The organism is Actinosynnema sp. NPDC004786 (genome assembly GCF_053601135.1).
In genome coordinates, this window is record NZ_JBSGBG010000018.1 from 16,738 (window position 1) to 42,604 (window position 25,867).

The 25,867-nt window shown below is 71.4% G+C and carries 21 protein-coding genes and 2 tRNA genes; 4 read left to right on the forward strand and 19 right to left on the reverse strand.

Annotated features, from left to right (window positions below):
- Positions 1–281: 281 nt before the first annotated feature.
- From ACWEFJ_RS18075 to leuC, 3 genes are all read right to left on the reverse strand, one after another.
- Positions 282–989, reverse strand: a complete 708-nt coding sequence (locus ACWEFJ_RS18075; RefSeq protein WP_378091288.1) for an HU family DNA-binding protein — start codon at positions 987–989, stop codon at positions 282–284.
- 210 nt (positions 990–1,199) lie between these two features.
- Positions 1,200–1,802, reverse strand: a complete 603-nt coding sequence (gene leuD, locus ACWEFJ_RS18080) for a 3-isopropylmalate dehydratase small subunit (protein WP_378091286.1) — start codon at positions 1,800–1,802, stop codon at positions 1,200–1,202.
- A 15-nt stretch (positions 1,803–1,817) separates the two neighbouring features.
- Entirely contained in the window at positions 1,818–3,221 is a 1,404-nt protein-coding gene (gene leuC, locus ACWEFJ_RS18085) for a 3-isopropylmalate dehydratase large subunit (RefSeq protein WP_378091284.1), read from the reverse strand.
- Positions 3,222–3,292: 71 nt separating this feature from the next.
- Between leuC and ACWEFJ_RS18090 the strand changes: the two genes are divergently transcribed.
- Entirely contained in the window at positions 3,293–3,994 is a 702-nt protein-coding gene (locus ACWEFJ_RS18090) for an IclR family transcriptional regulator (protein WP_053723084.1), read from the forward strand.
- A 289-nt stretch (positions 3,995–4,283) separates the two neighbouring features.
- Here ACWEFJ_RS18090 and ACWEFJ_RS18095 read toward each other — a convergent pair.
- From ACWEFJ_RS18095 to gltX, 4 genes are all read right to left on the reverse strand, one after another.
- Positions 4,284–4,356: transfer RNA gene (locus tag ACWEFJ_RS18095), tRNA-Glu, on the reverse strand.
- Between the two features lie 73 nt (positions 4,357–4,429).
- Positions 4,430–4,501: transfer RNA gene (locus tag ACWEFJ_RS18100), tRNA-Gln, on the reverse strand.
- A 100-nt stretch (positions 4,502–4,601) separates the two neighbouring features.
- Positions 4,602–5,339 carry an HAD family hydrolase gene (locus tag ACWEFJ_RS18105; RefSeq protein ID WP_378091282.1) on the reverse strand — a complete coding sequence of 246 codons (738 nt, stop codon included), beginning with the start codon at positions 5,337–5,339 and terminating at the stop codon, positions 4,602–4,604.
- Positions 5,340–5,443: 104 nt separating this feature from the next.
- Positions 5,444–6,934 carry a glutamate--tRNA ligase gene (gene gltX, locus ACWEFJ_RS18110; RefSeq protein ID WP_378091280.1) on the reverse strand — a complete coding sequence of 497 codons (1,491 nt, stop codon included), beginning with the start codon at positions 6,932–6,934 and terminating at the stop codon, positions 5,444–5,446.
- Between the two features lie 90 nt (positions 6,935–7,024).
- On the opposite strand from gltX, the gene ACWEFJ_RS18115 reads away from it, so the two are divergent.
- Complete coding sequence (locus ACWEFJ_RS18115) at positions 7,025–8,272, forward strand: FAD-dependent oxidoreductase (protein WP_449714412.1); 1,248 nt, start codon at positions 7,025–7,027, stop codon at positions 8,270–8,272.
- Between the two features lie 4 nt (positions 8,273–8,276).
- Here ACWEFJ_RS18115 and ACWEFJ_RS18120 read toward each other — a convergent pair whose 3' ends face one another.
- Positions 8,277–9,047: a fumarylacetoacetate hydrolase family protein gene (locus ACWEFJ_RS18120; RefSeq protein ID WP_378091276.1), complete on the reverse strand. Its 771-nt coding sequence runs from the start codon at positions 9,045–9,047 to the stop codon at positions 8,277–8,279.
- A gap of 57 nt (positions 9,048–9,104) precedes the next feature.
- Here ACWEFJ_RS18120 and ACWEFJ_RS18125 point away from each other — a divergent pair, with 57 nt between their 5' ends.
- Positions 9,105–9,737 carry a S1 family peptidase gene (locus ACWEFJ_RS18125; RefSeq protein ID WP_449714413.1) on the forward strand — a complete coding sequence of 211 codons (633 nt, stop codon included), beginning with the start codon at positions 9,105–9,107 and terminating at the stop codon, positions 9,735–9,737.
- On the opposite strand, the gene cimA is transcribed toward ACWEFJ_RS18125, so the two are convergent.
- The 11 genes from cimA to ACWEFJ_RS18180 all read right to left on the reverse strand — a co-directional run bounded on the left by cimA (position 9,718) and on the right by ACWEFJ_RS18180 (position 25,117).
- Entirely contained in the window at positions 9,718–11,313 is a 1,596-nt protein-coding gene (gene cimA / locus ACWEFJ_RS18130; RefSeq protein WP_378091272.1) for a citramalate synthase, read from the reverse strand. The two genes, ACWEFJ_RS18125 and cimA, sit on opposite strands and share 20 nt — an antisense overlap.
- 189 nt (positions 11,314–11,502) lie before the next feature.
- Positions 11,503–12,483 (reverse strand): ABC transporter substrate-binding protein, encoded by a 981-nt coding sequence (locus tag ACWEFJ_RS18135; protein WP_378091270.1) that lies wholly within the window; start codon positions 12,481–12,483, stop codon positions 11,503–11,505.
- On the reverse strand, positions 12,480–13,232 hold the full coding sequence (locus tag ACWEFJ_RS18140; protein WP_378091268.1) for an ABC transporter ATP-binding protein: 753 nt from the start codon (positions 13,230–13,232) through the stop codon (positions 12,480–12,482). Before ACWEFJ_RS18140 ends, ACWEFJ_RS18135 begins: the two co-directional genes overlap by 4 nt.
- A complete protein-coding gene (locus tag ACWEFJ_RS18145) occupies positions 13,232–14,305 on the reverse strand; it encodes a FecCD family ABC transporter permease (RefSeq protein ID WP_449714414.1) in 1,074 nt (357 codons plus the stop codon). The genes ACWEFJ_RS18140 and ACWEFJ_RS18145 overlap by 1 nt, the downstream gene beginning before the upstream one ends.
- A gap of 425 nt (positions 14,306–14,730) precedes the next feature.
- Complete coding sequence (locus ACWEFJ_RS18150; RefSeq protein WP_073891631.1) at positions 14,731–15,768, reverse strand: 3-isopropylmalate dehydrogenase; 1,038 nt, start codon at positions 15,766–15,768, stop codon at positions 14,731–14,733.
- 226 nt (positions 15,769–15,994) lie between these two features.
- The gene (locus tag ACWEFJ_RS18155; RefSeq protein WP_449714415.1) at positions 15,995–19,324 is read right to left on the reverse strand and encodes a S8 family serine peptidase; all 3,330 of its coding nucleotides are present in this window, start codon (positions 19,322–19,324) and stop codon (positions 15,995–15,997) included.
- Between the two features lie 267 nt (positions 19,325–19,591).
- Positions 19,592–21,181, reverse strand: a complete 1,590-nt coding sequence (gene serA, locus ACWEFJ_RS18160; protein ID WP_378091262.1) for a phosphoglycerate dehydrogenase — start codon at positions 21,179–21,181, stop codon at positions 19,592–19,594.
- A gap of 210 nt (positions 21,182–21,391) precedes the next feature.
- Entirely contained in the window at positions 21,392–21,661 is a 270-nt protein-coding gene (locus ACWEFJ_RS18165; protein ID WP_378091260.1) for a DUF397 domain-containing protein, read from the reverse strand.
- Positions 21,662–21,724: 63 nt separating this feature from the next.
- Positions 21,725–22,738: a ketol-acid reductoisomerase gene (gene ilvC / locus ACWEFJ_RS18170; protein WP_073891639.1), complete on the reverse strand. Its 1,014-nt coding sequence runs from the start codon at positions 22,736–22,738 to the stop codon at positions 21,725–21,727.
- Positions 22,739–22,769: 31 nt separating this feature from the next.
- On the reverse strand, positions 22,770–23,276 hold the full coding sequence (ilvN, locus tag ACWEFJ_RS18175; protein WP_077009444.1) for an acetolactate synthase small subunit: 507 nt from the start codon (positions 23,274–23,276) through the stop codon (positions 22,770–22,772).
- Positions 23,277–23,278: 2 nt separating this feature from the next.
- Positions 23,279–25,117 carry an acetolactate synthase large subunit gene (locus ACWEFJ_RS18180; protein WP_378091257.1) on the reverse strand — a complete coding sequence of 613 codons (1,839 nt, stop codon included), beginning with the start codon at positions 25,115–25,117 and terminating at the stop codon, positions 23,279–23,281.
- A gap of 286 nt (positions 25,118–25,403) precedes the next feature.
- Between ACWEFJ_RS18180 and ACWEFJ_RS18185 the strand changes: the two genes are divergently transcribed.
- A partial coding sequence (locus ACWEFJ_RS18185) for a PH domain-containing protein (RefSeq protein WP_449714416.1) occupies positions 25,404–25,867 on the forward strand: 464 nt, incomplete at its 3' end.

Genomic DNA, 25,867 nt, shown 5'->3' on the forward strand with positions numbered 1-25,867 from the left:
GCGACCTGAGCGTAGGACTCACGCGTTCTGGAGGTAGGACTCACGCGTTCTGAGCGTAGGACACGCGCGTTCTGGAGGTAGGACACGCGCGTTCTGAGCGTAGGACTCACGCGTTCTGGAGGTAGGACACGCGCGTTCTGAGCGTAGGACACGCGCGTTCTGGAGGTAGGACACGCGCGTTGGGGAGGTAGGGCGCGGGTGAAGCGCTCAGGGCCCGGTGCGCGTCCGCACCGGGCCCTGAGCGGGTGTTGCAGCCTGGCCGGTGATCAACCGGCCGGGGTTCACTTCTTCTTGGCCGGGGCCTTCTTCGCCGCCGCGGGCTTCGCCGCCGCGGACGTCGTGGCCTTCGCCGCGGCGGCCGTGGTGGCCTTCGCCGTCGTGGCCTTCGGCGTGGTCGCCTTCTTCGCCGCCGCGGGCTTCGCCGCGGTCGCCTTGGCCGCGGTCGACTTCGCGGCGGTGGCCTTGGTCGCGGCGCTCTTGGCGGGCGCGGCCTTGGTGGCGGTGGCGGCGGGCTTCGCGGCCGCGGCGGTCCGGCGGGTCGCCGGGGCCTTGGTGGCTGCCGCGGCGGCGCGCGTCGCGGTACCGGTGCTGCGCGTGGCACGCGCAGTCGTGGTGCGCGCGGTGGTGCCGCGGGTCGCCGGCGCCTTCGTCCCGGCGGCCGGCTTCGCCGCCGCGGCCGCGGCGGGCTTGGCGGCCGTGACGCGCGGCAGCTTCTTCGTGCCGCTGATGACGTCCTTGAACGTCGAACCCGCGCGGAACGCGGGAACGTTGGTCTTCTTGACCTTCACGGTCTCACCGGTGCGCGGGTTGCGAGCGGTGCGGGCCGCACGGGCACGCTTCTCGAAGACACCGAAGCCGGTGATGTTGACCTTCTCGCCCTTGTGGACGCTGCGGACGATGACGTCGACGATGCCGTCGACGGCGGCAGCGGCGTTCTTCTTGTCGCCAAGGCGCTCGGCGAGCGCCTCGATGAGCTGGGCCTTGTTCACCTTCAGTCCCTCCCAGGACGCTCACGGCCCTAGTCGGGCCGACTGATTGCCCACGGTAAGCCCATATGCGGGGAAATACCAATCGCCACGCCAGATTTTCCGTTGTGGCGTGGGCAATTACGACCTGTCGAGGGAACCCCGGCGGCCCCGGGAGGCGGCGAAGGGGGTCGGATTCCCGCTGTTCGGAGGGGAATCCGACCCCCTTCGGAGTCACCTCGCGGGCAGCGGATCGGTCGTCGGCAACCAACCCTGCCTGCGCTGCTCGAACTCGGCGATGTCATCGGCGTGCCGCAGGGTCAGGGCGATGTCGTCCAATCCCTCCAGCAGCCGCCAGCGGGTGTACTCGTCGATGGTGAAGGGCGCGGTGAAGTCCTTCGCCACAACCGTGTTCGCGGTGAGGTCGACGGTCACCTCGGTGCCCGGCTCGTTCTCCAGGAGCTTCCACAGCAATTCGACATCGGACTGCTCGCACTGGGCCGCCACGAGCCCCTGCTTGCCGGCGTTGCCCCGGAAGATGTCGGCGAACCGGGAGGAGATGACCACCCGGAAGCCGTAATCCATGAGCGCCCAGACGGCGTGCTCGCGGGACGACCCCGTGCCGAAGTCGGGCCCGGCGACCAGCACGCTGCCGGCCCGGAACGGTTCCTGGTTGAGCACGAACTGCTCGTCGCCGCGCCAGGCGGCGAACAGGCCGTCCTCGAAGCCCGTGCGGGTCACGCGCTTGAGGTAGACGGCCGGGATGATCTGGTCGGTGTCCACGTTGGACCTGCGCAGCGGAACGCCGACCCCGGTGTGCGTGGTGAACGCTTCCATGTTCGTAGAACTCCCTCAGACCAGGTCGGCGGGCGACGACAGGGTGCCCCGCACGGCGGTGGCGGCGGCCACGAGTGGCGAAACCAGGTGGGTGCGGCCACCCTTGCCCTGCCTGCCCTCGAAGTTTCGGTTGGAGGTCGACGCGCTGCGCTCGCCCGGCTTGAGCTGGTCCGGGTTCATGCCCAGGCACATGGAGCACCCGGCCTGGCGCCACTCCGCGCCCGCCGCCAGGAACACCTCGTGCAGCCCCTCGGACTCGGCCTGCGCGCGCACCCGCATGGAGCCGGGCACGACGAGCATCCGGACGCCGTCGGCCACCTTGTGGCCGCGCAGGACGTCCGCGGCGGCCCTCAGGTCCTCGATGCGGCCGTTGGTGCACGAGCCGAGGAACACGGTGTCGACGTGGATGTCGCGCAGCGGGGTGCCCGGCTCCAGCCCCATGTAGGCCAGCGCCTTCTCGGCGGCCACGCGCTCGTTCTCGTCGACGATGGTCTCCGGGTCGGGCACCGCGGCGCCCAGCGGCAGGCCCTGGCCCGGGTTGGTGCCCCAGGTGACGAACGGGGTCAGCTCGTCGGCGTCGAGGCGGACCTCGGCGTCGAACTCGGCGTCGTCGTCGGTGCGCAGGGTCTTCCAGTACTCGACGGCCGCGTCCCAGTCCGCGCCGGACGGGGCGTGCGGGCGGCCCTTGATGTAGTCGAAGGTGGTCTGGTCCGGCGCGATCATGCCCGCGCGGGCCCCCGCCTCGATCGACATGTTGCACACGGTCATGCGGGCTTCCATGGACAGCGCCTCGATCGCGCTGCCCCGGTACTCCAGGACGTAGCCCTGGCCGCCGCCGGTGCCGATCTTCGCGATCACCGCGAGGATGATGTCCTTCGCCGTGACGCCGGGCTTCAGCTCGCCGTCCACGGTGATGGCCATGGTCTTGAACGGCCGCAGGGGCAGCGTCTGGGTGGCCATCACGTGCTCCACCTCCGACGTGCCGATGCCGAACGCCAGCGCGCCGAACGCGCCGTGCGTGGACGTGTGGCTGTCACCGCAGACCACGGTCATGCCCGGCTGGGTCAGGCCCAGCTGCGGTCCCACGACGTGCACGATGCCCTGCTCCGCGTCGCCCATCGGGTGCAGCCGCACGCCGAACTCGGCGCAGTTCTTGCGCAACGTCTCCACCTGCGTGCGCGAGACCGGGTCGGCGATGGGCAGCTCGATGTCGACCGTCGGGACGTTGTGGTCCTCGGTGGCGATGGTGAGGTCCGGTCGGCGGATCCGGCGACCCGCCAGGCGCAGGCCGTCGAACGCCTGCGGGCTGGTCACTTCGTGCAGCAGGTGGAGGTCGATGTAGAGCAGGTCCGGCTCCGCGCCACTGCCGTGGCGCACGACGTGTGCTTCCCACACCTTCTCCGCGAGCGTGCGGCTCATCGCAACTCTCCCAAGATCTGGACAGTCGATAGATCTGGACTTCCCAGACAGTGGGAAGTTAGTATCGGCTTGTGGGACAGCATAGCGGGATCGGCGTGTTGGACAAGGCAGTGGCTGTCTTGAACGCCGTCGCAAAGGATCCGTGTGGGCTCGCCGAGTTGTGCAACCGGACGGGCTTGCCGAGGGCTACCGCGCACCGGTTGGCGGTCGGGCTCGAGGTGCACCGGTTGCTGCGACGGGGTTCCGACGGCCGGTGGCGCCCCGGCGCGGCGCTGGCGGAGCTGGCGGGCGGGGCCACCGACCCGTTGCTCGACGCGGCGTCCTCGGTGCTGCCGAGGTTGCGCGACATCACGGGCGAGAGCGTCCAGTTGTACCGGCGCGACGGGATGCAGCGGATCTGCGTCTCCTCCGCGGAACCGCCGAGTGGTTTGCGCGACACCGTGCCGATCGGCGCGCGATTGCCGATGACGGCCGGCTCGGGCGCGAAAGTGCTCGCGGCGTGGGCGGATCCCGGAACCCAGCGTTCCGTTCTCGCCGACGCGGTTTACGGCGAGCGCACATTGTTGGAAGTGCGCCGCCGCGGTTGGGCGCAGTCCGTGGCGGAACGGGAACCGGGTGTCGCTTCCGTTTCCGCGCCGGTTCGCGACAGCACGGGCTCGGTCGTCGCCGCGGTCTCCGTTTCGGGCCCGATCGACCGCATGGGCCGCCGTCCGGGCGCGCGCTGGGCCGCCGACCTCCTGGCCGCCGCCGAAGCCCTCCAGTCGCGCCTCTGACCCCTCAGGCCCGGGCCGATCCGCACGCCGCAGTGCCCTCCGACCACGCCCCGACCAGCCTGACCAGCCCGCCCTCGCCCACCTCACCCCGGCGAGGGCGGGCTACCGGCATCTCACCCCACCTGCACCGTGACCAACGCAGGGGGCACCACCCACCGCCGGACTCCGTCCGGCCGGCCGGGGGCGCAGGGGGCGAAGCCCTCCTGCCCGGGGTCCGGGGGTCGGACCTCCGGTGTGAATGCGAAAGATCCCCGTTTCGCGTCAGCGAAACAGGGATCTCCCTGATCTGTAGCCCCGATGGGATTCGAACCCACGCTACCGCCTTGAGAGGGCGGCGTCCTAGGCCGCTAGACGACGGGGCCAGGAACTTTCTTATTCACTTTGCTGTCCTGCGGTGCTCGGCTAGTCTAGCACACTTATTTTCTAGCCTTGCAGCTGGGGTACCAGGACTCGAACCTAGACTAACTGAACCAGAATCAGTCGTGCTGCCAATTACACCATACCCCATTGGTTTCCCGGCCCGACTCCCCCGGTCTTGCTCGAGGGGGCCTCTCCGTTCCGCCGGGAGGAATACTAGACCACGGGCCCGGCGGAACGGAAATCGGGGTCACGCCGAGGCGGTCGACAGCTCGCAGACGAGGAGTTCCGGCAGCTCAGCGAGGCTGCTGATGCTGGAGATGCCGGCGGGCAGCGCCCCCTCGCGCGGGCCCTGGCGGTTCAGCCACACGCCCTTCATGCCGGCGTCCCGGGCGCCGATGGCGTCGGCGTGCAGGCGGTCGCCGATGTGCACCGTGTCACTCAGCTCCACGCCCAGGTCGGCACAGGCGGTGTCGAAGATCACCCGGTCCGGTTTCGCGGCGCCGACCTCGCCCGCGATGAGGACCGTGTCGAAGTACTGGGCCAGCCCGAGGGAGGCGATCTTCACCCGTTGGTGCCGCCCCGAGGCGTTGCTCACGGCCGCCATGGGCAGACCGGTCGCGCGCAGCCACTCCAGGCACGGCACGACGTCGGGGAACAGCCGCCAGCCGGACGCCAGGACCTCCTGCCGGTGCAGTTCCCGGCGGGTCGCCTCCTCCTGGTCCAACTCCTCGCCCAGGGCCGCGAAGAACGCGCGGGTCCGGATGTTCCGCATCGTCTCGTACTCGAGCTCGCCGGCGAGGAGGCGTTCGCAGTGCTCGTCAGTGATGCGCTGCCACAGCGGCCAGGCGTCGGCGTTGCCGACCATCGCGGCCAAGGCGGCCCGGGACGAGGTGCTGTAGTCGACCAGGGTGTCGTCGACGTCGAGGCACACGGCCCGGATCTCGCCGGTTCTCCGAGGGGTGAAAGTCGGGGCTGCGGTTGTCACCCCGTGAGGCTAGGTGCGCTCACCCCTCGTCCGACTCGACCAGAGAGGTGATATCTGGCGATTCTTGCACGGTCAAGCACCCCTGAACCGCCCGAACGACGGAGTCAGATTGCCCCGAGCGCGCGGCGCAATCGCCCGATCGAGCGACTCCGGCCCAGTAGTTCCATGGATTCGTACAGTGGCGGCGAGACGGTACGGCCCGTCACGGCGACCCGCACCGGCGCGTACGCCTGGCGCGGTTTGAGGCCCAATCCGTCCACAAGGGACGCCTTCAGCGCCTCCTCGACGGCGGCGGCCGTCCACTCGGGAAGCGGCTCCAGGGCGGCGACGGCCGCCTCCAGCACGGGTCGGGCGCCCTCGCCCAGCGCCTTGGCCGCGGCGTCCTCCTCGGGCGCGAAGTCCTCCTCCGCGACGAACAGGAACCGCACCATCCCGGACGCTTCGGACAACACGACCAGCCGCTCCTGCACGAGCGGCGCGACGCCCGCCAGCAGCGCCACCTGCTCCCCGCTCGGCTCGGGCGGCAGCACGCCGTCCTTGACCAGGTGCGGCAGCACGCGGCTGACGAACTCCTCGACCGGCAGCGCGCGCAGGTGCGTGGCGTTGATCGCCTCGGCCTTCCTGAGGTCGAAGCGGGCCGGGTTGGCGCTCACCTTCTCCAGCTCGAACGCCTCGACCAGCTCGGCGACCGAGAAGACGTCGCGGTCGTCGGCGATCGACCAGCCGAGCAGGGCGAGGTAGTTCAGCAGGCCCTCGGGCAGGAAGCCGCGGTCGCGGTAGAGGAACAGGTTCGACTGCGGGTCGCGCTTGGAGAGCTTCTTGTTGCCCTCGCCCACCACGTACGGCAGGTGGCCGAACCGGGGCGTGGACGTGGTGACGCCGATCCGGGTCAACGCGCGGTACAGCGCGATCTGGCGCGGGGTGGACGGGAGCAGGTCCTCGCCGCGCAGCACGTGCGTGATGCCCATGAGGGCGTCGTCCACGGGGTTCACGAACGGGTACAGCGGGTCGCCGTTGGCGCGCACGAGCACCGGGTCGGGCGTGCTGCCCGCCTTGAACGTGATCTCGCCGCGCACCAGGTCCACCCACGTGATGTCCTCGTCGGGCATCCTCAGGCGCAGCACCGGCTCGCGGCCCTCGGCGCGCAACGCGGCCTTCCGCTCCTCGGTGAGGTCGCGGTCGTGGCCGTCGTAGCCGAGCTTGGGGTCCTGCCCGGCGGCCTTGCGGCGCGCCTCGATCTCCTCGGCCGTGGAGAACGACTCGTACAGCTCGCCCGCCTCGAACAGGCGCTTGGCGATGTCGTCGTAGATGTCGCGCCGTTGGCTCTGCCGGTACGGCGCGTGCGGCCCGCCGACCTCGGGGCCCTCGTCCCAGTCCAGGCCGAGCCAGCGCATGGCCTCCAGCAGCGAGAGGTACGACTCCTCCGAGTCGCGGGCCGCGTCGGTGTCCTCGATCCGGAACACCACCGCGCCGCCGGTGTGGCGGGCGTACGCCCAGTTGAACAGGGCGGTGCGGATGAGCCCGACGTGGGGCGTCCCGGTCGGCGACGGGCTGAAGCGGACGCGGACCCCGGAAGTTGCTCCTGATGCGCTCATGACCCGTTCAGAGTATCGGGCTTGACCGGCGTCGCGCCCGGGCGCATCCTGAACTTATTCAACTGGTGTTGAAAACAGGAGGGGTGGGTCATGGAGAGGACGGGCGTCGTGGTCGTGGGGGGCGGCCCGGCCGGCATGGTGGCCGGGTTGGTGCTGGCCAGGGCCGGTGTCGAGGTGACCGTGCTGGAGAAGCACGGCGACTTCCTGCGGGACTTCCGGGGTGACACGGTGCACGCGTCGACGCTGACGCTGCTGGACGAGCTGGGGCTCGGGCCGTCGTTCGCGGAGGTGCCGCACCAGCTGGTGGACCGGGTGCAGATCCTGCTCGACAGCGGGCCGCAGCCGGTGGCGGACCTGTCCCGCCTGCCGGGGCGGCACAAGCACATCGCGATGGTGCCGCAGTGGGACTTCCTGGACCTGCTGGCCGACGCGGGCAAGCGGGAGCCGACGTTCGAGCTGCGGATGAACACCGAGTTCACCGGGCTGCTCCGGGAGGGCGGCAGGGTGACGGGCGTCCGCTACCGCACGGCCGACGGCGGGACCGGCGAGCTGGCGGCCGACCTCGTCATCGCGGCCGACGGACGTCGTTCGCTGGTGCGGGAGCAGGCAGGGCTGCCGGTGCGGGCGTTCGGCGTGCCGATGGACGTCTGGTGGTTCCGGCTGCCGCGCCACGAGGGCGAGCTGACCGGCGCGACCGGCCGGTTCGGGTCGAGCGACGGGCTGGTGCTGATCAACCGCGGCGACTACTTCCAGTGCGCGTACCTGATCCGCAAGGGCACCGACGAGCTGCTGCGGTCGGAGGGGGTGGTCGCGTTCCGGCGGCGGATGGCGCGGCTCGTGCCGTGGCTGGCGGAGCGGCTGGAGACGATCTCCTCGCTGGACGACGTGAAGCTGCTGGACGTCAAGCTCGACCGGTTGCGGCGCTGGCACCTCGACGGCCTGCTGTGCATCGGCGACGCGGCGCACGCCATGTCGCCCATCGGCGGCGTGGGCATCAACCTGGCCGTGCAGGACGCCGTGGCCGCCGCGGCGCTGGTGGCCGGGCCGCTGCGGCGCGGCGAGCTGACCACGGAGGTGCTGGCCAGGGTGCGGCGCCGGCGGTGGCTGCCGACCGCGGTGACGCAGGCCGTCCAGCGGCGGGTGCAGGACTCGTTCCTCAAGCCGACGCTGGCGGGCACGTCCGGCGTGGCGCGGGGGCGGGTGCCGCTGCCGATCCGGCTGATGCGGCGGTTCCCCCGGCTGCAGGTCGTGCCCGCCTACCTGGTGGCGATCGGGCTGCGGCCGGAGCACGCGCCGGAGTTCGCCCGGCGCGCGCCCGAGCGCATCGAACGCGCCTGACGGGTCAGCGGTTCGCGACCGTGTTCGTCAGCGTGCCCAGGCCCTCGACGGTCACCGAGACGGTCTGCCCGGCGGTCAGCGGGCCGACGCCCGCCGGGGTGCCGGTGAGGATCACGTCCAGCGGCCGCAGGGTCATCACCGAGGAGATGTACTCGATCAGCTCGGGGATGCCGTGCACGAGCAGCGAGGTCCGCGAGTCCTGCTTGACCTCGCCGTCCACCTCGGTGCGGATGGCCACGTCGGAGGCGTCGAACTCGGTCTCGACCCACGGCCCGAGCGGGCAGAACGTGTCGAAGCCCTTGGACCGCGTCCACTGCCCGTCGGCCTGCTGCAGGTCACGGGCGGTGACGTCGTTCGCGATCGTGTAGCCGAGGATCGACTGCCGGGCGCGGGCGGCGGGGATGTCGCGGCCGCCGACGCCGACGACGACCGCCAGCTCGCCCTCGAAGTCCACCCGCTGGGACACGGCGGGCAGCTTGATGTCCGCGTTCGGCCCGATCACCGCGGTGTTGGGCTTGAGGAAGATCAGCGGCTCGGCGGGCACCTCGTTGCCCAGCTCGGCGGCGTGGTCGGCGTAGTTGCGGCCGACGGCGACGATCTTGGGCGGCAGGAACGGCGCGAGCAGGCGGACGTCGGCCAGCGGCCAGCGGCGGCCGGTGAACGTCGGGTTGGCGAAGGGGTCGTCGGCGATCTCGACGGCGGTCAGGTCGTCGCCGTCGCCTTCGATCGCGGCGAAGGCGAGGCCGTCGGGTTGGGCGATACGGGCAATGCGCACGGAGTTCACCCTAACCGGCGGCTTGCGCCCGCACCGCGCGTGCCTAGCGTCGGGAGGATGCGAACCCTGCTGCTCGTCCTCACCCTGCTCGTCGCCACGGCCGCGCCGGCCGTGGCGACCACCGAACCGGCCGCGGCGGCGACCCCGCTGGAGGCCGGCACACTCCTCTCCACGTGGAACAACCCGCGGTGCGTCAACGGCTTCAACGTCCGCGGCCACCTCCTCGTGTCCCCGTCCTGCGGGGTGGTCGGCACCATCGTCCGCGGACCCGGCGGCGTGGACATCGGCCCGATCGTGGCCGTCCGGTCCGCCTACGCGGTCGTCCGGATCACCAACACCGACGCCTGGGTCCAGCGGCCGACCATCGCGGGCCGCGGCGTCGTCACCGGCTCGACCGAGACGCCGGTCGGCGGGGTGGTCTGCACGGTGGGCAGCACCATCGGTCTGCGGTGCGGCACCGTGCAGGCGAAGAACGTGACCGTGAACTACCCGACCGGGGTCATCCACGGGCTGACGCGCACGAACCTGTGCACCGAGCCCGGCGAGCACTGGTCACCGGTCTTCACCGGCTCCCAGGCCCAGGGGCACCTGCTGGGCGGCACCGGCAACTGCGCCACGGGCGGCTCGTCCTTCTTCACCCCGATCAACCACATCCTCGCCGCCGAGGGGTTCACGCTGGTGACGGGCTGACCCGCAGCGCCTTGTGCACCAGCGCGTCGCACAGGGCGAGCCAACTGGCCTCGACGATGTTGCCGTGCACGCCCACGGTGGTCCACTCGCGCTCGCCGTCGGTGGACTCCACGAGCACGCGGGTGACGGCGTCGGTGCCGTGCTGGTCGGTGAGGATGCGCACCTTGTAGTCGTTCAGCTGCACCGCGTCCAACCAGGACAGGTGCGGCAGGAGCGCCTTGCGCAACGCGGCGTCCAGCGCGTGCACCGGGCCGTTGCCCTCGGCGGTGGCGATGACCCGCTCGCCGGCGACGTGCACCTTCACCGTGGCCTCGGACACGATCGCGCCGTCCTGGTGGTGGTCGAGCACCACGCGGTAGGACTCCAGGGTGAACGGCGGCGCGCCGAGGTCGGCCACCTCCGCGCGGAGGAGCAGTTCCAGCGAGGCGTCGGCGGCCTCGAACGACCAGCCGCCCGCCTCCAGGTCCTTGACCTTGCGCACCACGTTGGTGAGGGCGTCGGGCCGGCGGGTCAGGTCGATCCCGAGCTCACGTCCCTTGAGCTCGAGACTGGCCCGACCCGCCATCTCGGTGACCAGCACCCGCATGTCGTTGCCGACGGTGTCCGGGTCGATGTGGTTGTACAGCTCCGGATCCACCTTGATCGCGCTCGCGTGCAGCCCCGCCTTGTGGGCGAAGGCCGACGACCCGACGTAGGCCTGGTGGGTGTCGGGTGCGATGTTCGCGATCTCGGCCAGCGCATGGGAGACCCGGGTCAGCTCGGCCAGCGATTCGGCGGGTAGCACCGGCAGGCCGAGCTTGGTCACGAGGTTCCCGACGACGGCGAACAGGTCCGCGTTGCCCGCCCGCTCGCCGTAGCCGTTGGCGGTGCACTGCACGTGGGTCGCCCCCGCCTGCACCGCGGCGATGGTGTTGGCCACCGCGCAGGACGTGTCGTCCTGGCAGTGGATGCCGACGCGGAAGCCCGTGCGGGCGATCACGTCGGCGACGGTCTCGGACAGGCCCAGCGGGAGCTGTCCGCCGTTGGTGTCGCACAGCACGACGACGTCCGCGCCACCCTCCACAGCGGACTCCAGCACGCGCAGCGCGGTGTCCGGGTCGAAGGCGAAGCCGTCGAAGAAGTGCTCGGCGTCGAGGAAGACCCGGCGGCCCTCGCCGACCAGGTGGGCGACGGTGTCGCGGACCATCGCGCAGTTCTCCGCCACGTCCGTGCGCAGGGCCCGCTCGATGTGCCGGCGGTCCGACTTGGCGACCAGCGTGACGACCGGCGTCTGCGCCTCCAGCAGGGCCCTGACCTGCGCGTCCTCGTGCACCTTGACGCCCGCTTTGCGGGTGGAGCCGAACGCGACGAGCTGCGCGTGCTTGAGCGTCAGCTCGCCCGCGGCGGCCCGCGCGAAGAACTCGGTGTCCTTCGGCATCGCGCCCGGCCAGCCACCCTCGATGAACCCCACGCCCAGCGAGTCGAGCAGCCGGGCGACGGCCAGCTTGTCGTTGACCGAGTAGGAGATGCCCTCGCGCTGGGCACCGTCCCGCAGGGTCGTGTCGAAGACGTGGAATGAATCGCCGAGGGGGGTCACGAGGAGGCTCCTGGAGTCTGGTGAAAACAAAAAGACCCCCCGCGGGATGCGAGAGGTCGGCGCGCCGGGTGCTTCGAGGCAGCACTTACCCGGCGCGCTGGGAAATAATGATCACGGTGTGGAGAGCCACGTGGCCGATGGTGCCACAACCCGTCCGCGGATACCAAGCCACGGACGGGTCATCCCACACTATGGGTGGAAGCTATCGGCCAAGAACCTCGCGAACGCCTCGATGGCGGCGGGGTTGCGCGGGCTCTCCACCAGTGCCGCGTAGGGCAGCGCGAAGTACCGCCGGTGCTTGATCGCGGGCACGTCGGCGAGCGGCGGGTAGGACTGGAGGAACGCCTGCTTCTCGTCCGGTGTGGTCGCCTCGCCGTCGGCGTAGTCGTTGATCAGCACCACGTCCGGCGCGCGGTCCACGACGGCCTCCCACCCGACCGTGGTCCAGCTGTCGTCCAGGTCGCCGAAGATGTTCTCGCCGCCCGCCCTGCCGATGATGTCGTGCGGCGCGGCGTTGCGGCCGGAGGTGAACGGCTGGTCGAGGCCGCTGTCGTAGAGGAACACCTTCGGGCGGACGCCCTCGACCAACCGCTCCGCGTTCGCCACCTGCTCGCGGTAGCCGGCGACGAGCCGCTCGGCGCGGTCCTCCACGCCGAAGATGCGGCCGAGGTTGCGCAGGTCGGTGTAGAGCGCGTCCAGCGGCGGCATGATGCCGCGCTGCCGGCCCACGCCGTTGCGGCACGCCTCGGTGAGCTGGTAGGTGGCGATGCCGAGGTCGCGCAGCGCGTCCGGGGTGAAGCCGGTCGACTCGGAGAAGCCGTAGTTCCAGCCCGCGAACACGAAGTCGGCCTTCGCGCCCTGGACGAGTTCCTTGGTGATCTGCTCGCCGAGGTGCGGCACGCGCTCGAAGTCCGCCTTCCAGGGCGACGACGCGACGTCGGCGGTGTGGCTGCGGCCGATCACGTACCCGGCCATCCGGTCGCCCAGGCCCAGCGCGAACATGAGTTCGGCGATGCCGGTGTCGTTGGTGACCACACGGGACGGTCGCGCGTACGAGACCTCCCGGCCGCAGTTGGTGACGGTGACCGCGTCGGCGGCCGCCGTCGGCGCGATGCGGGCGCCGCAGCCCGTGGTCAGGACCGCCAGGGCGAGCGCGACGAGCTTCTTCACCGGTTGACCTCCGTGTGTTCGAACAGCAGTTGCGGCACGCCGCTGGTGGGGTGGCGGACGACGTGGGCGCGCACGTGGAACACGTCGCGCAGCAGGTCCGGGGTGAGCACGTCCGCCGGCGTGCCGCTGCGCACCACCCGGCCGCGGTCGAGCACGTGCAGGCGGTCGCAGTGGGCGGCGGCGAGGTTCAGGTCGTGCAGCACCGCGAGGACGGTCACGCCCAGGCCCCGGACCAGCGACAGCACCGCGAGCTGGTGGTGGATGTCGAGGTGGTTGGTGGGCTCGTCGAGCACGAGCACGTCCGGTTCCTGGGCGAGCGCGCGGGCGATCAGGACGCGCTGGCGCTCGCCGCCGGACAGGCTCAGGAAGCCCCGGTCGGCGAGGTGCGCGGCGTCCACTCGGGACAGTGACTCGGCCACCACCTCCTCGTCCCGGCGCGGGGTGGTCCGGTGCGGCAGGCGTCCCATCGCGACGACCTCGGTGACGGTGAAGTCGAACTCGACGTGGCTGTCCTGGGTGAGCGCGGCGAGGTGCCGGGCGGTGTCGCGGACCTTGGTCGCGGCGACGTCCACGCCGCCCAGGCGGACCACTCCCCCGGACGGCGCGAGGGCCCGGTACACGCAGCGCAGCGTGGTCGACTTGCCGCTGCCGTTGGGGCCGACGATGCCGTGCACCTCGCGGTCGGGCGCGTGCAGGTCGATGCCGTGCAGGATGCCGTCGACGGCGAGCCGTTCGAGCCGGACGTCCATCAGCGACCGCCGAACACGTAGCCGCGGCGGCGCATCAGCAGGATGAAGCACGGCACGCCGAGCGCGGCGGTGATGACGCCCAGCGGCAGCTCCTCCGGCGCGGCGAGCAGGCGGGCGGCGACGTCCACCCAGATGAGGAAGCACGCGCCGGCCAGGGGCGCCACGGCGAGCACCCTGCGGTGGTCCGCGCCGACGACGAGGCGGACCACGTGCGGCAGCATGAGCCCGACGAAGCCGACCGCGCCGCTGACCGCGACGAGCACACCCGTCATCGCGGCCGTGACCAGGAACAACGCCTTGCGGGTCCGGGTGACGTCGATGCCGAGGGTGGTCGCGGTCTCGTCGCCGACGGACAGGGCGTTGAGGTGCCGGGCGCGGGTGCGGAGGTAGGCGACGCCGGCCAGCACGACGACGGCGGCGACCGGCAGGGACGTCCACGTGACGCCGCCGAGGCTGCCGAGCAGCCAGAACATCGCGGCCCGTGCCGCCTCGCCGCGGGGTGAGCGGAACACCAGCAGCATGGCGACGGCGGAGAAGCCGTAGGCCATCGCGGTGCCGGTGAGCACCAGGCGCAGCGGCGTGAGGCCGCGGCCCGCGACCACGTAGACCAGGGCCATCGCGGCCAGGGCGGCCAGGAACGCGGCGGTCGACAGCGCGTAGACGCCGAGCGAGGCGAACAGGCCCGTGGTGGCGACGGCGGTCGCGCCCACGCTCGCGCCGGAGGAGATGCCGAGCACGTACGGGTCGGCGAGGGCGTTGCGGACCATGGCCTGGATCGCCACGCCGACCGCGGCCAGGCCCGCGCCGACGACGGCGGCGAGCAGGACGCGGGGCAGGCGGATGTCCCAGACGATCCGGTAGGGGCCGGCCTCGGCGGCGTCGATCGTGCCGCCGGTGAGGGCGGCGGCGAGGAAGCGCAGGACGTCGCCGAAGGGGATGCCCACCGGGCCGAGCGCGACGCCGCACACGACCGAGGCGGCGAGGGCGGCGGCGAGGGCCAGGCACAGGCCCGCGGTGGGTGGGCGGCGCGGTGTGGCGCGGTCGGCCGAGCGCCGAGTGCTCGTGGAGGTCACCGGTCGCCTTCCGGACGGGTGGCCCGGAGAGGCCGCCCGCGCCCGCGCGTGGCAGGCCGGCGCACCCGTCCCGCAGACCACGGCAGGAGTGGAGCTTCTTCCCACCGCCCGCGGGTGATCGGGCTCGCCGAGCGTGCGCTCGGCCTACCGTTGCGGGTCAGCGCCGGACTTCGACCGGACTTCCCCCACGGGCGGCACCGGCGACCCTACGGCCCCAGGCACGCCCAGGGCCACCACGACCGCGCCGTGGTGGCCCTGATCACTCCGCGTGTGTCGAACACTCGCGTCCCGTGTGTCGAACGCTCAGGTATGCCGAATTCAACACTCAGGTCGAGCCGGCCAGGTCCTGAGCGTTGAACTCAGGGGTCCTGAAGGTTCGACACTCGGGTCCTGAGCGTTCGACACACGGGGCTTGGAGGTTCGACTCACGCGGTGCGGACGTTCGAGGAGACCAGGGCGGCCAGGCGGTCGCCCACGGCGTAGGTCGCGCCCGGCGACGAGTGGTCGCGGGTGGCCAGGTCGAACGCCACCGACGCCTCGATCCGCCGCGCCGCCTCCGACTCGCCCAGGTGGTCCAGCATCAGCGCCACCGACAGCACCGCGGCCGTCGGGTCCGCGATGCCCTGGCCCGCGATGTCCGGCGCGCTGCCGTGCACCGGCTCGAACATGCTCGGGTTGCGCCGCGTCACGTCGAGGTTGCCCGACGCCGCCAGCCCGATCCCGCCCGTCACGGCCGCGGCCAGGTCGGTCAGGATGTCGCCGAACAGGTTGTCGGTCACGATCACGTCGTACCGGCCCGGGTCGGTGACCAGGTGGATCGTCGCCGCGTCCACGTGCTGGTACGCCACCGTCACGTCCGGGTGCTGCAACGACACCTCTTCCACCACCCGCGACCACAACGACCCGGCGTGCGTGAGCACGTTGGTCTTGTGCACGAGCGTGAGGTGCTTGCGCGGCCGGTTCGCGGCCCGCGCGAACGCGTCGCGCACCACCCGCTCCACGCCGAACGACGTGTTGATCGACACCTCGGTCGCGATCTCGTGCGGCGTGTCCTTGCGCAGCAGGCCGCCGTTGCCCGCGTAGAGGCCCTCCGTGCCCTCCCGCACCACCACCATGTCGATCTCCGGCGGGTCGGCGATCGGGCTGCGCACGCCGGGGTAGAGCCGGGCCGGGCGCAGGTTCACGTGGTGGTCGAGCTCGAACCGGAGCCGCAGCAGCAGGCCGCGCTCCAGGATCCCGCTCGGCACCGACGGGTCGCCGACCGCCCCCAGCAGGATCGCGTCGTGCTGGCGGAGCTCGCCGAGCACGGACTCCGGCAGCAACTCACCTGTGGCGTGCCAGCGCGCCGCGCCGAGGTCGTAGCGGGTGATCTCAGCCGCTGGAACGACCTCACCGAGCACCTTCAGGGCCTCGGCGACGACCTCGGGCCCGATCCCGTCCCCTGGGATCACTGCGAGCCGCATCCACACACCTCCCAGGTATCAGTCCCATTGCACGGGACTAGTTTTCGTTGCGAAAGGCTACCGGTCCGAAGCGGTGAAACCGCACTCGGAACACCCCTCCGTGGCCATATCTCCCGGACTGCGGGACACCCGGACGGTTCAGTACCCCCAATCGGGTGTCACCCGATGCGCTTAAACGGCTCTGGCCGGCCGGGGCAGTCCCCGACCGGCCAGAGCGGGCAAGGCGTCAGTCCGCCGAGCGGTTGCCCGACTTGCCCTTGACCTTCACCACGTCCGCCTTGTCACCCGAGGCGTTGTGGTGGTGCAGCACCAGCAGGCTGTCCGCGCCGTCGGCGGCCAGCGCCGCGGCGTCGCGGTTGACCACCAGCGCGGTGCCCGGCCGCGCCTGGTAGGACAGCGCGGCGTCGCCGCCGCCCTGCACCCACAGGCCCGGCTTGAGCGGGTCGAACGAGAGCGCGTTCGGCAGCGAGTCGATGAGGCCGTTGGTCGCGCCCGGCGCGACGTAGAACCCGGCCACGCCGACCTGGTAGCGGATCCGCGACGTGTCCGCCGACGGGTCGATGCCCAGCGCCGACAGCAGCACCGGCAGGACCACCACGTTCGTGTCGAACACGTTGGTGTCCACGTCGCCGAACTGGCCGTTCACGCCCTGGAGGTCGACCGTGGCCCCGGTGGCGAGGTCCACCGTCGCCGCGACCAGCAGGTCGGTGTCGGTCAGCTTGGTCGCGTACACCTCGTAGTCGAACGCGCCGTCGCCGTTGGTGTCGATGTCGACGAACGGGATGGTGTTGTTGCCGAGGTTGTACCAGTTGCCCCAGGTCGCGAGGCCGAACGCGAGCACCGCGTCCTCCGGCGACCCCTGCGCCTTGGCCAGCGGCGCGGTCGACGTGACGCCGACGTACCGCAGGTCACCGCCCTTGGCGGTGTCGTTGAGCACGCAGTTGGTGGTCACGTTGCGGCGGCACTCCGGCAGCCTCGGCGAGGACGCCTGCAGCTCCAGCACGCTCACCAGCGACTGGTACGCGCCCTGGTTGAGGCCCCGGCCGGTCAGGTTCAGCACGCCCTGGCCCGAGCCCGCGACCTTGACGTTGTTCGGCACGGCGATGTCCGCGACCGGCTTCGGCGAGGAGTGCACCGGCACCCGCAGCGCGACCGACGCGCCCGACTTCGGCGTCAGCACGACCCGGCCCGACGCGTCGGCCAGGAACTGGCGCGGCACGTCGAGGTGGTTGGCCTCGACCGTCGGGTCGACGGTCTTGCGCAGCGCCTTCGGGTCGTCGATCACCAGCGAGACGGCCACCCGGGCGATGCCGCGCGGGCTGACCCGCACGCTGCCCGTGGACAGCTCGTAGCGCACGCCGGGGATCTGCGTCAGCGCCTCGTAGCCCACGGTGTAGTCGACCCACTTGGTGGACTTGTTGACCACCTTGATGGTCTTGGTGAGCCGGACCGGACCGGACACCTCGACCGTGCCGAACGACGCGGACACCGCGCCCGGGTCGTCCTGCACGTAGGCGAGCACCTGGTTCTCGACCGCGGCCTTGCCGTCGACGCGGCCCGCGCCGACGCGGTTGGGCGCGTAGGTCTTGCCGTTGGCCTTCACGTCGTGGCCCGCGGTGTTCATGACCGCGGCCTTGACCTCTTCCGGCTTCCAGTCCGGGTGGACCTGGCGCACCAGGGCCGCGATGCCGGTGACGTGCGGCGCGGCCATGGAGGTGCCGGAGTTGACCATCGTCTTGTCGCCCGAGCCGACCAGCGCCGAGGCGATGGTGTCACCGGGCGCGGCCACGTCCGGCTTCACGGCCGGGCCGCGCACGCCGCGCGAGGTGAACGAGCTGGGCGTGTCGCTGATCGACGCGTCGAACGTGGGCAGCGAGGTGCGCAGGTCGCCCGCCTGCCGGACCACCAGCGTGCCCGCGGCCAGCGCCGGGCGCAGCGCCGCGGTGGCCGAGCCGGTGAACTGGAAGACCGGGATCGAGGCGTTGCCCGAGATGCCCGCGTTGAAGTGCTCCAGCTGCGAGGTGAACACCGCGCCGACCGCGCCGGCGGCGGTGGCGTTGTTGGTCCGGCCGACCGAGCCGCAGCGACGCGTGGCGTCGTTGTCGTCCCACTCCAGCCACACCATCTTGCCCGCGACGGCGGCCTTGTCGGCGGCCGAGAACGGCAGGCAGCCGTCCTTGTTGGCGGCGTCGCCCAAGGCCACGACGGGCGCGGTGACGTCCAGGCCCTCGTAGTCGAACGCCACGCTGTACTGGCCGGGCTTGTGGCCCGCGGCGCCGGCCGGGGCGGTCACCTCGACCGCGTCGCGCAGCACGTAGGAGTCGCGGACGCTGGCCACGGTCAGCGCCTCGGGGGTGCTGCCCGGCGAGCCGCCGATGTCGTACAGGTCGCCGCCGTTGCCCGCGGAGAACACCGTGAGCACGCCGGAGGCGTTGAGCTTGCGCACGAACAGGCTGTCGGGGTCGTCCGGCGCGCCGTAGTCCGAGCCGAGCGACAGGTTGACCACGTCGAGGTGGTCGGTGAAGTCGCCGTCGCCGTCGGGGTCGAGCGCCCAGTCCAGCGCCTGCGCGGTGACGTTGGTCGAACCGTCGCAGCCGAACACCTTCAGCGCGTACAGCAGGGCCTTCGGCGCGGTGCCGGGGCCGATGCGCATCCCGTCCAGCGCCTCGGGCGTGAGCTTGGTGTAGTCGCCGGTGAACGTGGAGCCGTCGGCGTTGACGCCGAAGCCCGCCGCGGTGCCGGCGACGTGCGAGCCGTGGCCGTTGCAGTCGAGCGGGTTCGGGTCGGGCTTCGGCGTGTTCAGCGCCGGGTCGTCGCTGCCGCCGTCGTAGGCGTTGCCGACGAAGTCGTAGCCGCCGACCACCTTGGCGGTCGGGAAGTACGACGGGTCCACCTTGGTCTCGTCGATGGCCTTGAACGCCTCGATGGTGCCGGGGCCCGCGAAGTCGCTGTGGGTGTAGTCGATGCCCGTGTCGATGATGCCGATGCGGACGTCGTCACCGAGCTTGCCGTACTCCTGCCACGCCTTGAGCGTGTTCGTCAGCTGCACGGCGGTGGAGTTCTGGCGGGTCTTCGGCACCACGGTGCGCACGGACTTCACGTCCGGGCGCTGGGCCAACTCGCGCACCTTGGCGGCGTCGGCCTGGACCACCACACCGGGCACGCCGTTGGCGGTCCGGTACAGCTCCTTCGTGGCCGAGTCCTTGCCCTTCAGCGCGCCCACGACCTGGTCGGCGACCCGGCCGGTGTCCTTCCTGGTCGCCTTGGCGGCGTCCTTGGCCTGCTGCTTGCTGCCGCCCTGGCCGGTCTTCTCGGCGAACGCGTCGACGGCCGGCTTGGCCTCCAGCTCCACGAACGCGGTGACCTTGCCCTGCGCGGCGGACAGCCGGTCGGACACCTTCAACTGCAACTTGCCGGCGTCCAGCCCGCGCGCGTTCGCGACGGACGGCGCCAGCGGATCTTCCGCGGCCAGCGCGGTACCGGCGGTGGACCCGGCGACGAGGATCGCGGCCAGCACCGGTACGGCGGATCTGGCGACAACGCGAGATCGGCTCACAACGTGCCCCAAGCGAGGTCGGATTCGACCGGGCAGGCAGCGTCGTCATCCAGCTGAGGGCACTGCCCGCGTGGTGCCGTGCCCTCTACGGCACCGGGTCAACCTCGTGGGAGGGAACCTAATCGCTCAATCGAGCTGATCAGTTAGCCCGAACGAGTGATGGCAACCACAGTTTTGACAACTAACGGTTAAGTGTGACACCGCCGGGACCTGCGGCGATATACATCGGCAGGTCCCGGCGGCATTAGTCCGATTCGGGGACTTGGATCAGTCGAAGTTGACCGAGCGCACCGTGCGCGCGCCGACGGCCGCGCCGATGGGGTCGAGCACCGCGGTGTCCACCGGGCGGTCCACCCGCAGCAGCATGAACGCGTCCGCGCCGTCCTTGGTCTGGCTGATCTGGGCGGCCTCGACGTTCACGCCCGCCTCGCCGAGCAGGGTGCCGACGGTGCCCATCACGCCCGGCCGGTCCGGGTACTCCAGCAGCAGCACGTTGCCCTCGGCGCGCAGGTCGAAGCCCCGGCCGTTGACGCCGACCAGCTTCTGCACCTGGTCCAGGCCCGTGAGCGTGCCCGACACGGTGATCACCGCGCCGTCGGCCTGCACCGCGCGCACCGTGACCAGGCTGCGGTGGTTGGCGCTCTCCGGCTCCTTGACCAGGTCGACCGTCACGCCGAGCGAGTTCGCGAGCGCCGGCGCGTTGACGAAGGTGACCTGCTCCTCGACCACGCTGGAGAACACGCCGCGCAGCGCGGCCAGCGGCAGCACCGAGACGTCCTCCGTGGACAGCTCGCCGCGCACCTCGACGGTGACCGCGGTCGGGGCCTTGGCGCTCAGCGCGGCGACGACCGTGCCCAGCTTCTGCACCAGCGGCAGGTACGGGCGGACCTCCTCGCCGACCACGCCGCCGCCCTGCACGTTCACCGCGTCCGGCACGAAGTCGCCCGCCAGCGCGAGCAGCACCGACTTGGCCACGTCCGTGCCCGCCCGGTCCTGCGCCTCCGTCGTGGACGCGCCCAGGTGCGGGGTGACGACCACGTTCGGCAGCCCGAACAGCGGGCTCTCGGTGGTGGGCTCGGTGGAGAACACGTCGATGCCCGCGCCGCCGACCTGACCCTCCTTCACCGCCTCGGCCAGCGCCTCCTCGTCCACCAGGCCGCCGCGGGCGGCGTTCACGATGATCACGCCGCGCTTGGCCTTGGCGAGCTGCTCCGCGCCGATCAGGCCCTTGGTCTCCGGGGTCTTCGGCAGGTGGATCGAGATGAAGTCGGACCGCTCCAGCAGCTCCTCCAGCGTCACCAGCTCGATGCCGAGCTGCGCGGCGCGGGCGGCGCTGACGTACGGGTCGTACGCGATGAGCGTGGTGCCGAAGGCGGCGATGCGCGCGGCGAAGAGCTGGCCGATCTTGCCCAGGCCGACCACGCCGACGGTCTTGCCCTGCACCTCGACGCCGTTGAACTTGCTGCGCTTCCACTCGTGGTTCTGCAGCGTGGCGTGCGCGGCGGGGATCTGGCGGGCGGTGGCCAGCAGCAGGGCGACCGCGTGCTCGGCGGCGCTGACGATGTTCGAGGTGGGCGCGTTGACCACCATCACGCCGCGCTCGGTGGCGGCGGGCACCTCGACGTTGTCCAGCCCGACGCCCGCGCGGGCGACGACCTTGAGCTTGGTGGTGGCCTTGAGGACCTCGGCGTCGACCTTCGTGGCGGAGCGGACCAGGAGGGCGTCGGCGTCGGCGACGGCTTCGAGCAGCGCGGGACGGTCGGTGCCGTCGACGTGGCGCACCTCGATGCCGTCACCGAAGACGTCGAGAACGGACGGTGCGAGCTTCTCGGCGATCAGGACAACGGGCTTGGTCACGGACGTCGCTCCCGGTGATGTGAACGGGTGGGGAGCGCGGGGCCGTCGAGCAGGTCGTCACCCGCGCCGGCCGGCCACGGCAATGTGTCCGGGTTGTTAACGAGCATAGTCAGCGCCCACCGGGCGTCCGACACCCGGGTGCCCCGTTTCACCTGCTGGAACACGGTACGGGCGTCCTGCGAGGACGCTCCGCCGGCCGACCGCGACGGGTCACCAGGGCTCGTCGAACTCGCCGTCCTTGACGCCGAGGATGAACGCCTCCCACTCGGCCGGCGTGAAGACCAGGACCGGGCCCTCCGGGTGGGCCGAGTTGCGCATCGCCGTGTACGTCACGCCGTCGGTGTGCTCGACGAACGCGATCTCGACGTGCTCCTCTTCCTCCTCCGCGCCCTCGTCGCTGCGGATCCACTCCGCTGTGCTGAGGTCGAGGTTGCCCCGGACGTGGGCCTTGTCGTCGTAGATGGGCGCGCTGTCGGTCATGGGGCCTAGGTATACCGGGGCCCGCGGTCGAAACCGCGGGCCCCGGAGAAAAACCGCCTGATCTTACGCCGTTTCGGTGATGGGGCGGTCGACCCAGGACATGAGGCCGCGCAGCTTCTTGCCGACCTCCTCGATCGGGTGCTGCTCGCCCTCCTGCTGCAACTTCTTGTAGTTGCCGCGGCCGGCGTCGTCCTCGTTCACCCACTCGGTGGCGAACGTGCCGTCCTGGATCTCGCCCAGGATCTTGCGCATCTCCTCCTTGACGGCGGGCGTCACCACGCGCGGGCCGCGGGTGAGGTCGCCGTACTCGGCGGTGTCGGAGATCGAGTAGCGCATCCGCGCGATGCCGCCCTCGTACATGAGGTCCACGATGAGCTTCAGCTCGTGCAGGCACTCGAAGTAGGCGACCTCGGGCGCGTAACCGGCCTCGGTCAGCACCTCGAAACCGGCCTGGACCAGCGCCGACGCGCCACCGCAGAGCACCGCCTGCTCACCGAACAGGTCGGTCTCGGTCTCCTCCTTGAACGTCGTCTTGATGACGCCCGCCCGGGTGCCGCCGATGCCCTTGGCGTAGGACAGCGCGAGCGCCTGGGCGTTGCCGGAGGCGTCCTGCTCGACCGCGATCAGCGCGGGCACGCCCTTGCCGTCGACGAACTGGCGGCGCACCAGGTGGCCCGGCCCCTTCGGCGCGACCATCGCCACGTCCACATTGGACGGGACGGTGATCAGGCCGTAGCGGATGTTGAAGCCGTGGCCGAAGAAGACCGCGTCGCCGTCCTTCAGGTTCGGCGCGATGTCGTTGGCGTAGATGTGCCGCTGCGCGGTGTCCGGCGCCAGGATCATGATCAGGTCGGCCTCGGCGGAGACCTCGGCGGGGGTGCCGACCGGCAGGCCCTCCTCCTCGGCCTTGGCGCGGGACTTCGAGCCCTCGGGGAGGCCGATCCGGACGTCGACGCCGGAGTCGCGCAGGCTCAGCGCGTGGGCGTGGCCCTGGCTGCCGTAGCCGATGACCGCGACCTTGCGCCCCTGGATGATGCTCAGGTCGGCATCGTCGTCGTAGAAGATCTCGACGCTCACTGGTGGTACTTCCTTCCTCGGAACTGGAAAATCAGCGCACCGCGGTCGCGGTGATGGAGCGGGCGCCACGGCCGATGGCGACCATGCCGGACTGGACGATCTCGCGGAGCCCGTAGGGCTCCAGCATCCGCAGCAGCGCGTCGAGCTTCTCAGACGTGCCGGTGGCCTCGACGGTGACCGCCTCCGGGGAGACGTCGACGACCTTCGCGCGGAAGAGCTGCACCGTCTCAAGCACCTGGCTGCGCACCGTGGCGTCGGCGCGCACCTTGACGAGCAGGAGCTGCCGCTGGACCGACGCGGCGGGCTCCAGCTCCACGATCTTGATGACGTTGATGAGCTTGTTGAGCTGCTTGGTCACCTGCTCCAGCGGCAGCTCCTCGACCGACACCACGATGGTCATCCGGGAGATGTCCGGGTGCTCGGTGCGGCCGACGGCCAGCGACTCGATGTTGAACCCGCGCCGCGAGAACAGGCCCGCCACTCGCGCGAGGACACCGGGCTTGTCCTCGACCAGAACGCTCAGGGTGTGCCTCGTCATCGTCACTCGTCCTCGTCGAACAGCGGGCGGATGCCCCGCGCGGCCATGATCTCGCTGTTGCCCGTGCCGGCCGCCACCATGGGCCACACCTGGGCGTCCTTGCCGACCACGAAGTCGATCACGACGGGTCGGTCGTTGATCTCCATGGCCTGCCGGATGACCGCGTCGACCTCCTCGCGCGACTCGGCCCGCAGGCCGGCGCAGCCCATGGCCTCGGCGAGCAGCTTGAAGTCGGGGATGCGGTGCTTGTGGGTGCCCAGGTCGGTGCTGGAGTAACGCTCGCCGTAGAACAGGGTCTGCCACTGGCGGACCATGCCCAGGTTGCCGTTGTTGATGACCGCGACCTTGATCGGGATGCCCTCGATGGCGCAGGTGGCCAGCTCCTGGTTGGTCATCTGGAAGCAGCCGTCGCCGTCGATCGCCCAGACCTGGACGTCCGGCACGCCGGCCTTGGCCCCCATCGCGGCGGGCACCGCGAAGCCCATCGTGCCGAGGCCGCCGGAGTTGATCCAGGTGCGCGGCCGCTCGTACTTCACGAACTGGGCCGCCCACATCTGGTGCTGGCCGACGCCCGCGGTGAACAGCGTGTCCGCCGGGGTCAGCGCGCCGATCCGCTCGATGACGTACTGGGGCGACAGCGTGCCGTCCTCGGGCCAGTCGTAGCCCAGCGGGAACGTCTCGCGCAGCGCGTCGAGCTGGTCCCACCAGGGGGTCAGGTCCACCGTGCGGGAGGCGTTCTCCTTCTCCGCCCGGACCGCCTCGACCAGCTCGCTGATGATCTCCTTGCAGTCGCCCACGATCGGGACGTCCGCGCGGCGGTTCTTGGAGATCTCCGCCGGGTCGATGTCGGCGTGCACGACCTGAGCGTCCGGCGCGAACGTGGACAGCTGGCCGGTGACCCGGTCGTCGAACCGCGCGCCCAGGGCGATCAGCAGGTCCGACTTCTGCATCGCGGCGACCGCGGCGACGGTGCCGTGCATGCCCGGCATGCCCAGGTGCTGCGGGTGGGAGTCGGGGAACGCGCCGCGGGCCATCAGCGTGGTGACGACCGGGATGCGGGTGGACTCGGCCAGCGCCAGCAGCTCGGCCGACGCCTCGGCCTTGATCACGCCGCCGCCGACGTAGAGGACCGGGCGGCGGGCCGCGGCGATCAGCTTCGCGGCCTCGCGCACCTGCTTGCCGTGCGGCCGGGTCGTCGGCCGGTAACCGGGCAGGCGCAGCTCGGGCGGCCAGGAGAACGAGGTCATCTCCTGGAGCACGTCCTTGGGGATGTCGACCAGGACCGGGCCGGGTCGGCCCGTCGAGGCCAGGTGGAACGCCTCGGCGATCGCGCGCGGGATGTCCGCGGCGTCGGTGATGAGGAAGTTGTGCTTGGTGATCGGCATCGTGATGCCGCAGATGTCGGCTTCCTGGAACGCGTCGGTGCCGATCAGCGGGCGGGTCTGCTGGCCGGTGATGGCGACCACCGGCACGGAGTCCATGTTGGCGTCCGCGAGCGGCGTGACCAGGTTCGTCGCGCCCGGGCCCGACGTGGCCATGCACACACCGACCTTGCCGGTGGCCTGGGCGTACCCGGTCGCGGCGTGGCCCGCGCCCTGCTCGTGGCGGACCAGGACGTGCCGGACCTTGGTGGAGTCGAGGAGGGGGTCGTAGGCAGGCAGGATGGTCCCGCCGGGGATGCCGAACACCACCTCGCAGCCCACTGCCTCGAGCGAGCGGACGAGGGACTGGGCACCGGTCACGCGGACGGGGGCGCCGCTCGGCGGGGCCGGTTTCGGCCGCGGTCCAGGGCGGGGCGACGACGACTCTCCGGGAGCCGGTCGCGAGGTTGCGCTGGTCATCTGTCTGCCTCGTGGGTAAGGAGAATGCACGGTCCGGGCACGAAAAAACCCTCGCCAACCCGAACGGGTCGCACGAGGGTCGCGCGTCGACGCAAGCTCGAATGCCTAGGCGTCGACGCGCCTGGGAAGTACGAGAACGAGGTTGCGCTGCATGGCGCTGACGTTAACCGTCAAGGCGGGGAGCGTCAACTGTGCGGGACGGCACTCCCGGATCGTGGAAGCCCCCACGTGGGTGGACGCGGCCCGGAGTCACCCGCTCGGACGAGGAGGTGGCAGCATCTGCGGGGTGCTGCCGAAAGTCGTGTTCCGCCTCCCCGCCCCCGCGCTGCTCGCCGCCGGCCTCGCCGCGATCTGCGCCACGCCGTTCGCGTTCGCCGCGCCCGGTCTGCAGGCCGTCTACCTGCTGCCGGTGGGTTTCGCGGTGTGGGTGTTGCGCAACCGGACCGCGGTGGACCCCGAGCGGATCGTGGCGCGCTCGACGTTCGGGCGGCGCGAGGTGGCCTGGTCGGACGTGAAGGCGATCAAGGTGGCGGAGCGGGGCTGGCTGAGCGTCGTGCTGGCGGACGACTCGCTGGTCCGGCTGCCCGCCGTCCGGGCCGGTCACCTGCCCACGCTGGCCGCGGTGAGCGGTGGCCGGGTGGCCGACCCGAACGCCGGGGCCGACGCCGGGCACGAGACCGACGACGCCGGCCACGCGGAGCCGGACAACCCCGAAGCGGGCAATGCCGAACCGAACACCCCCGAACCGGA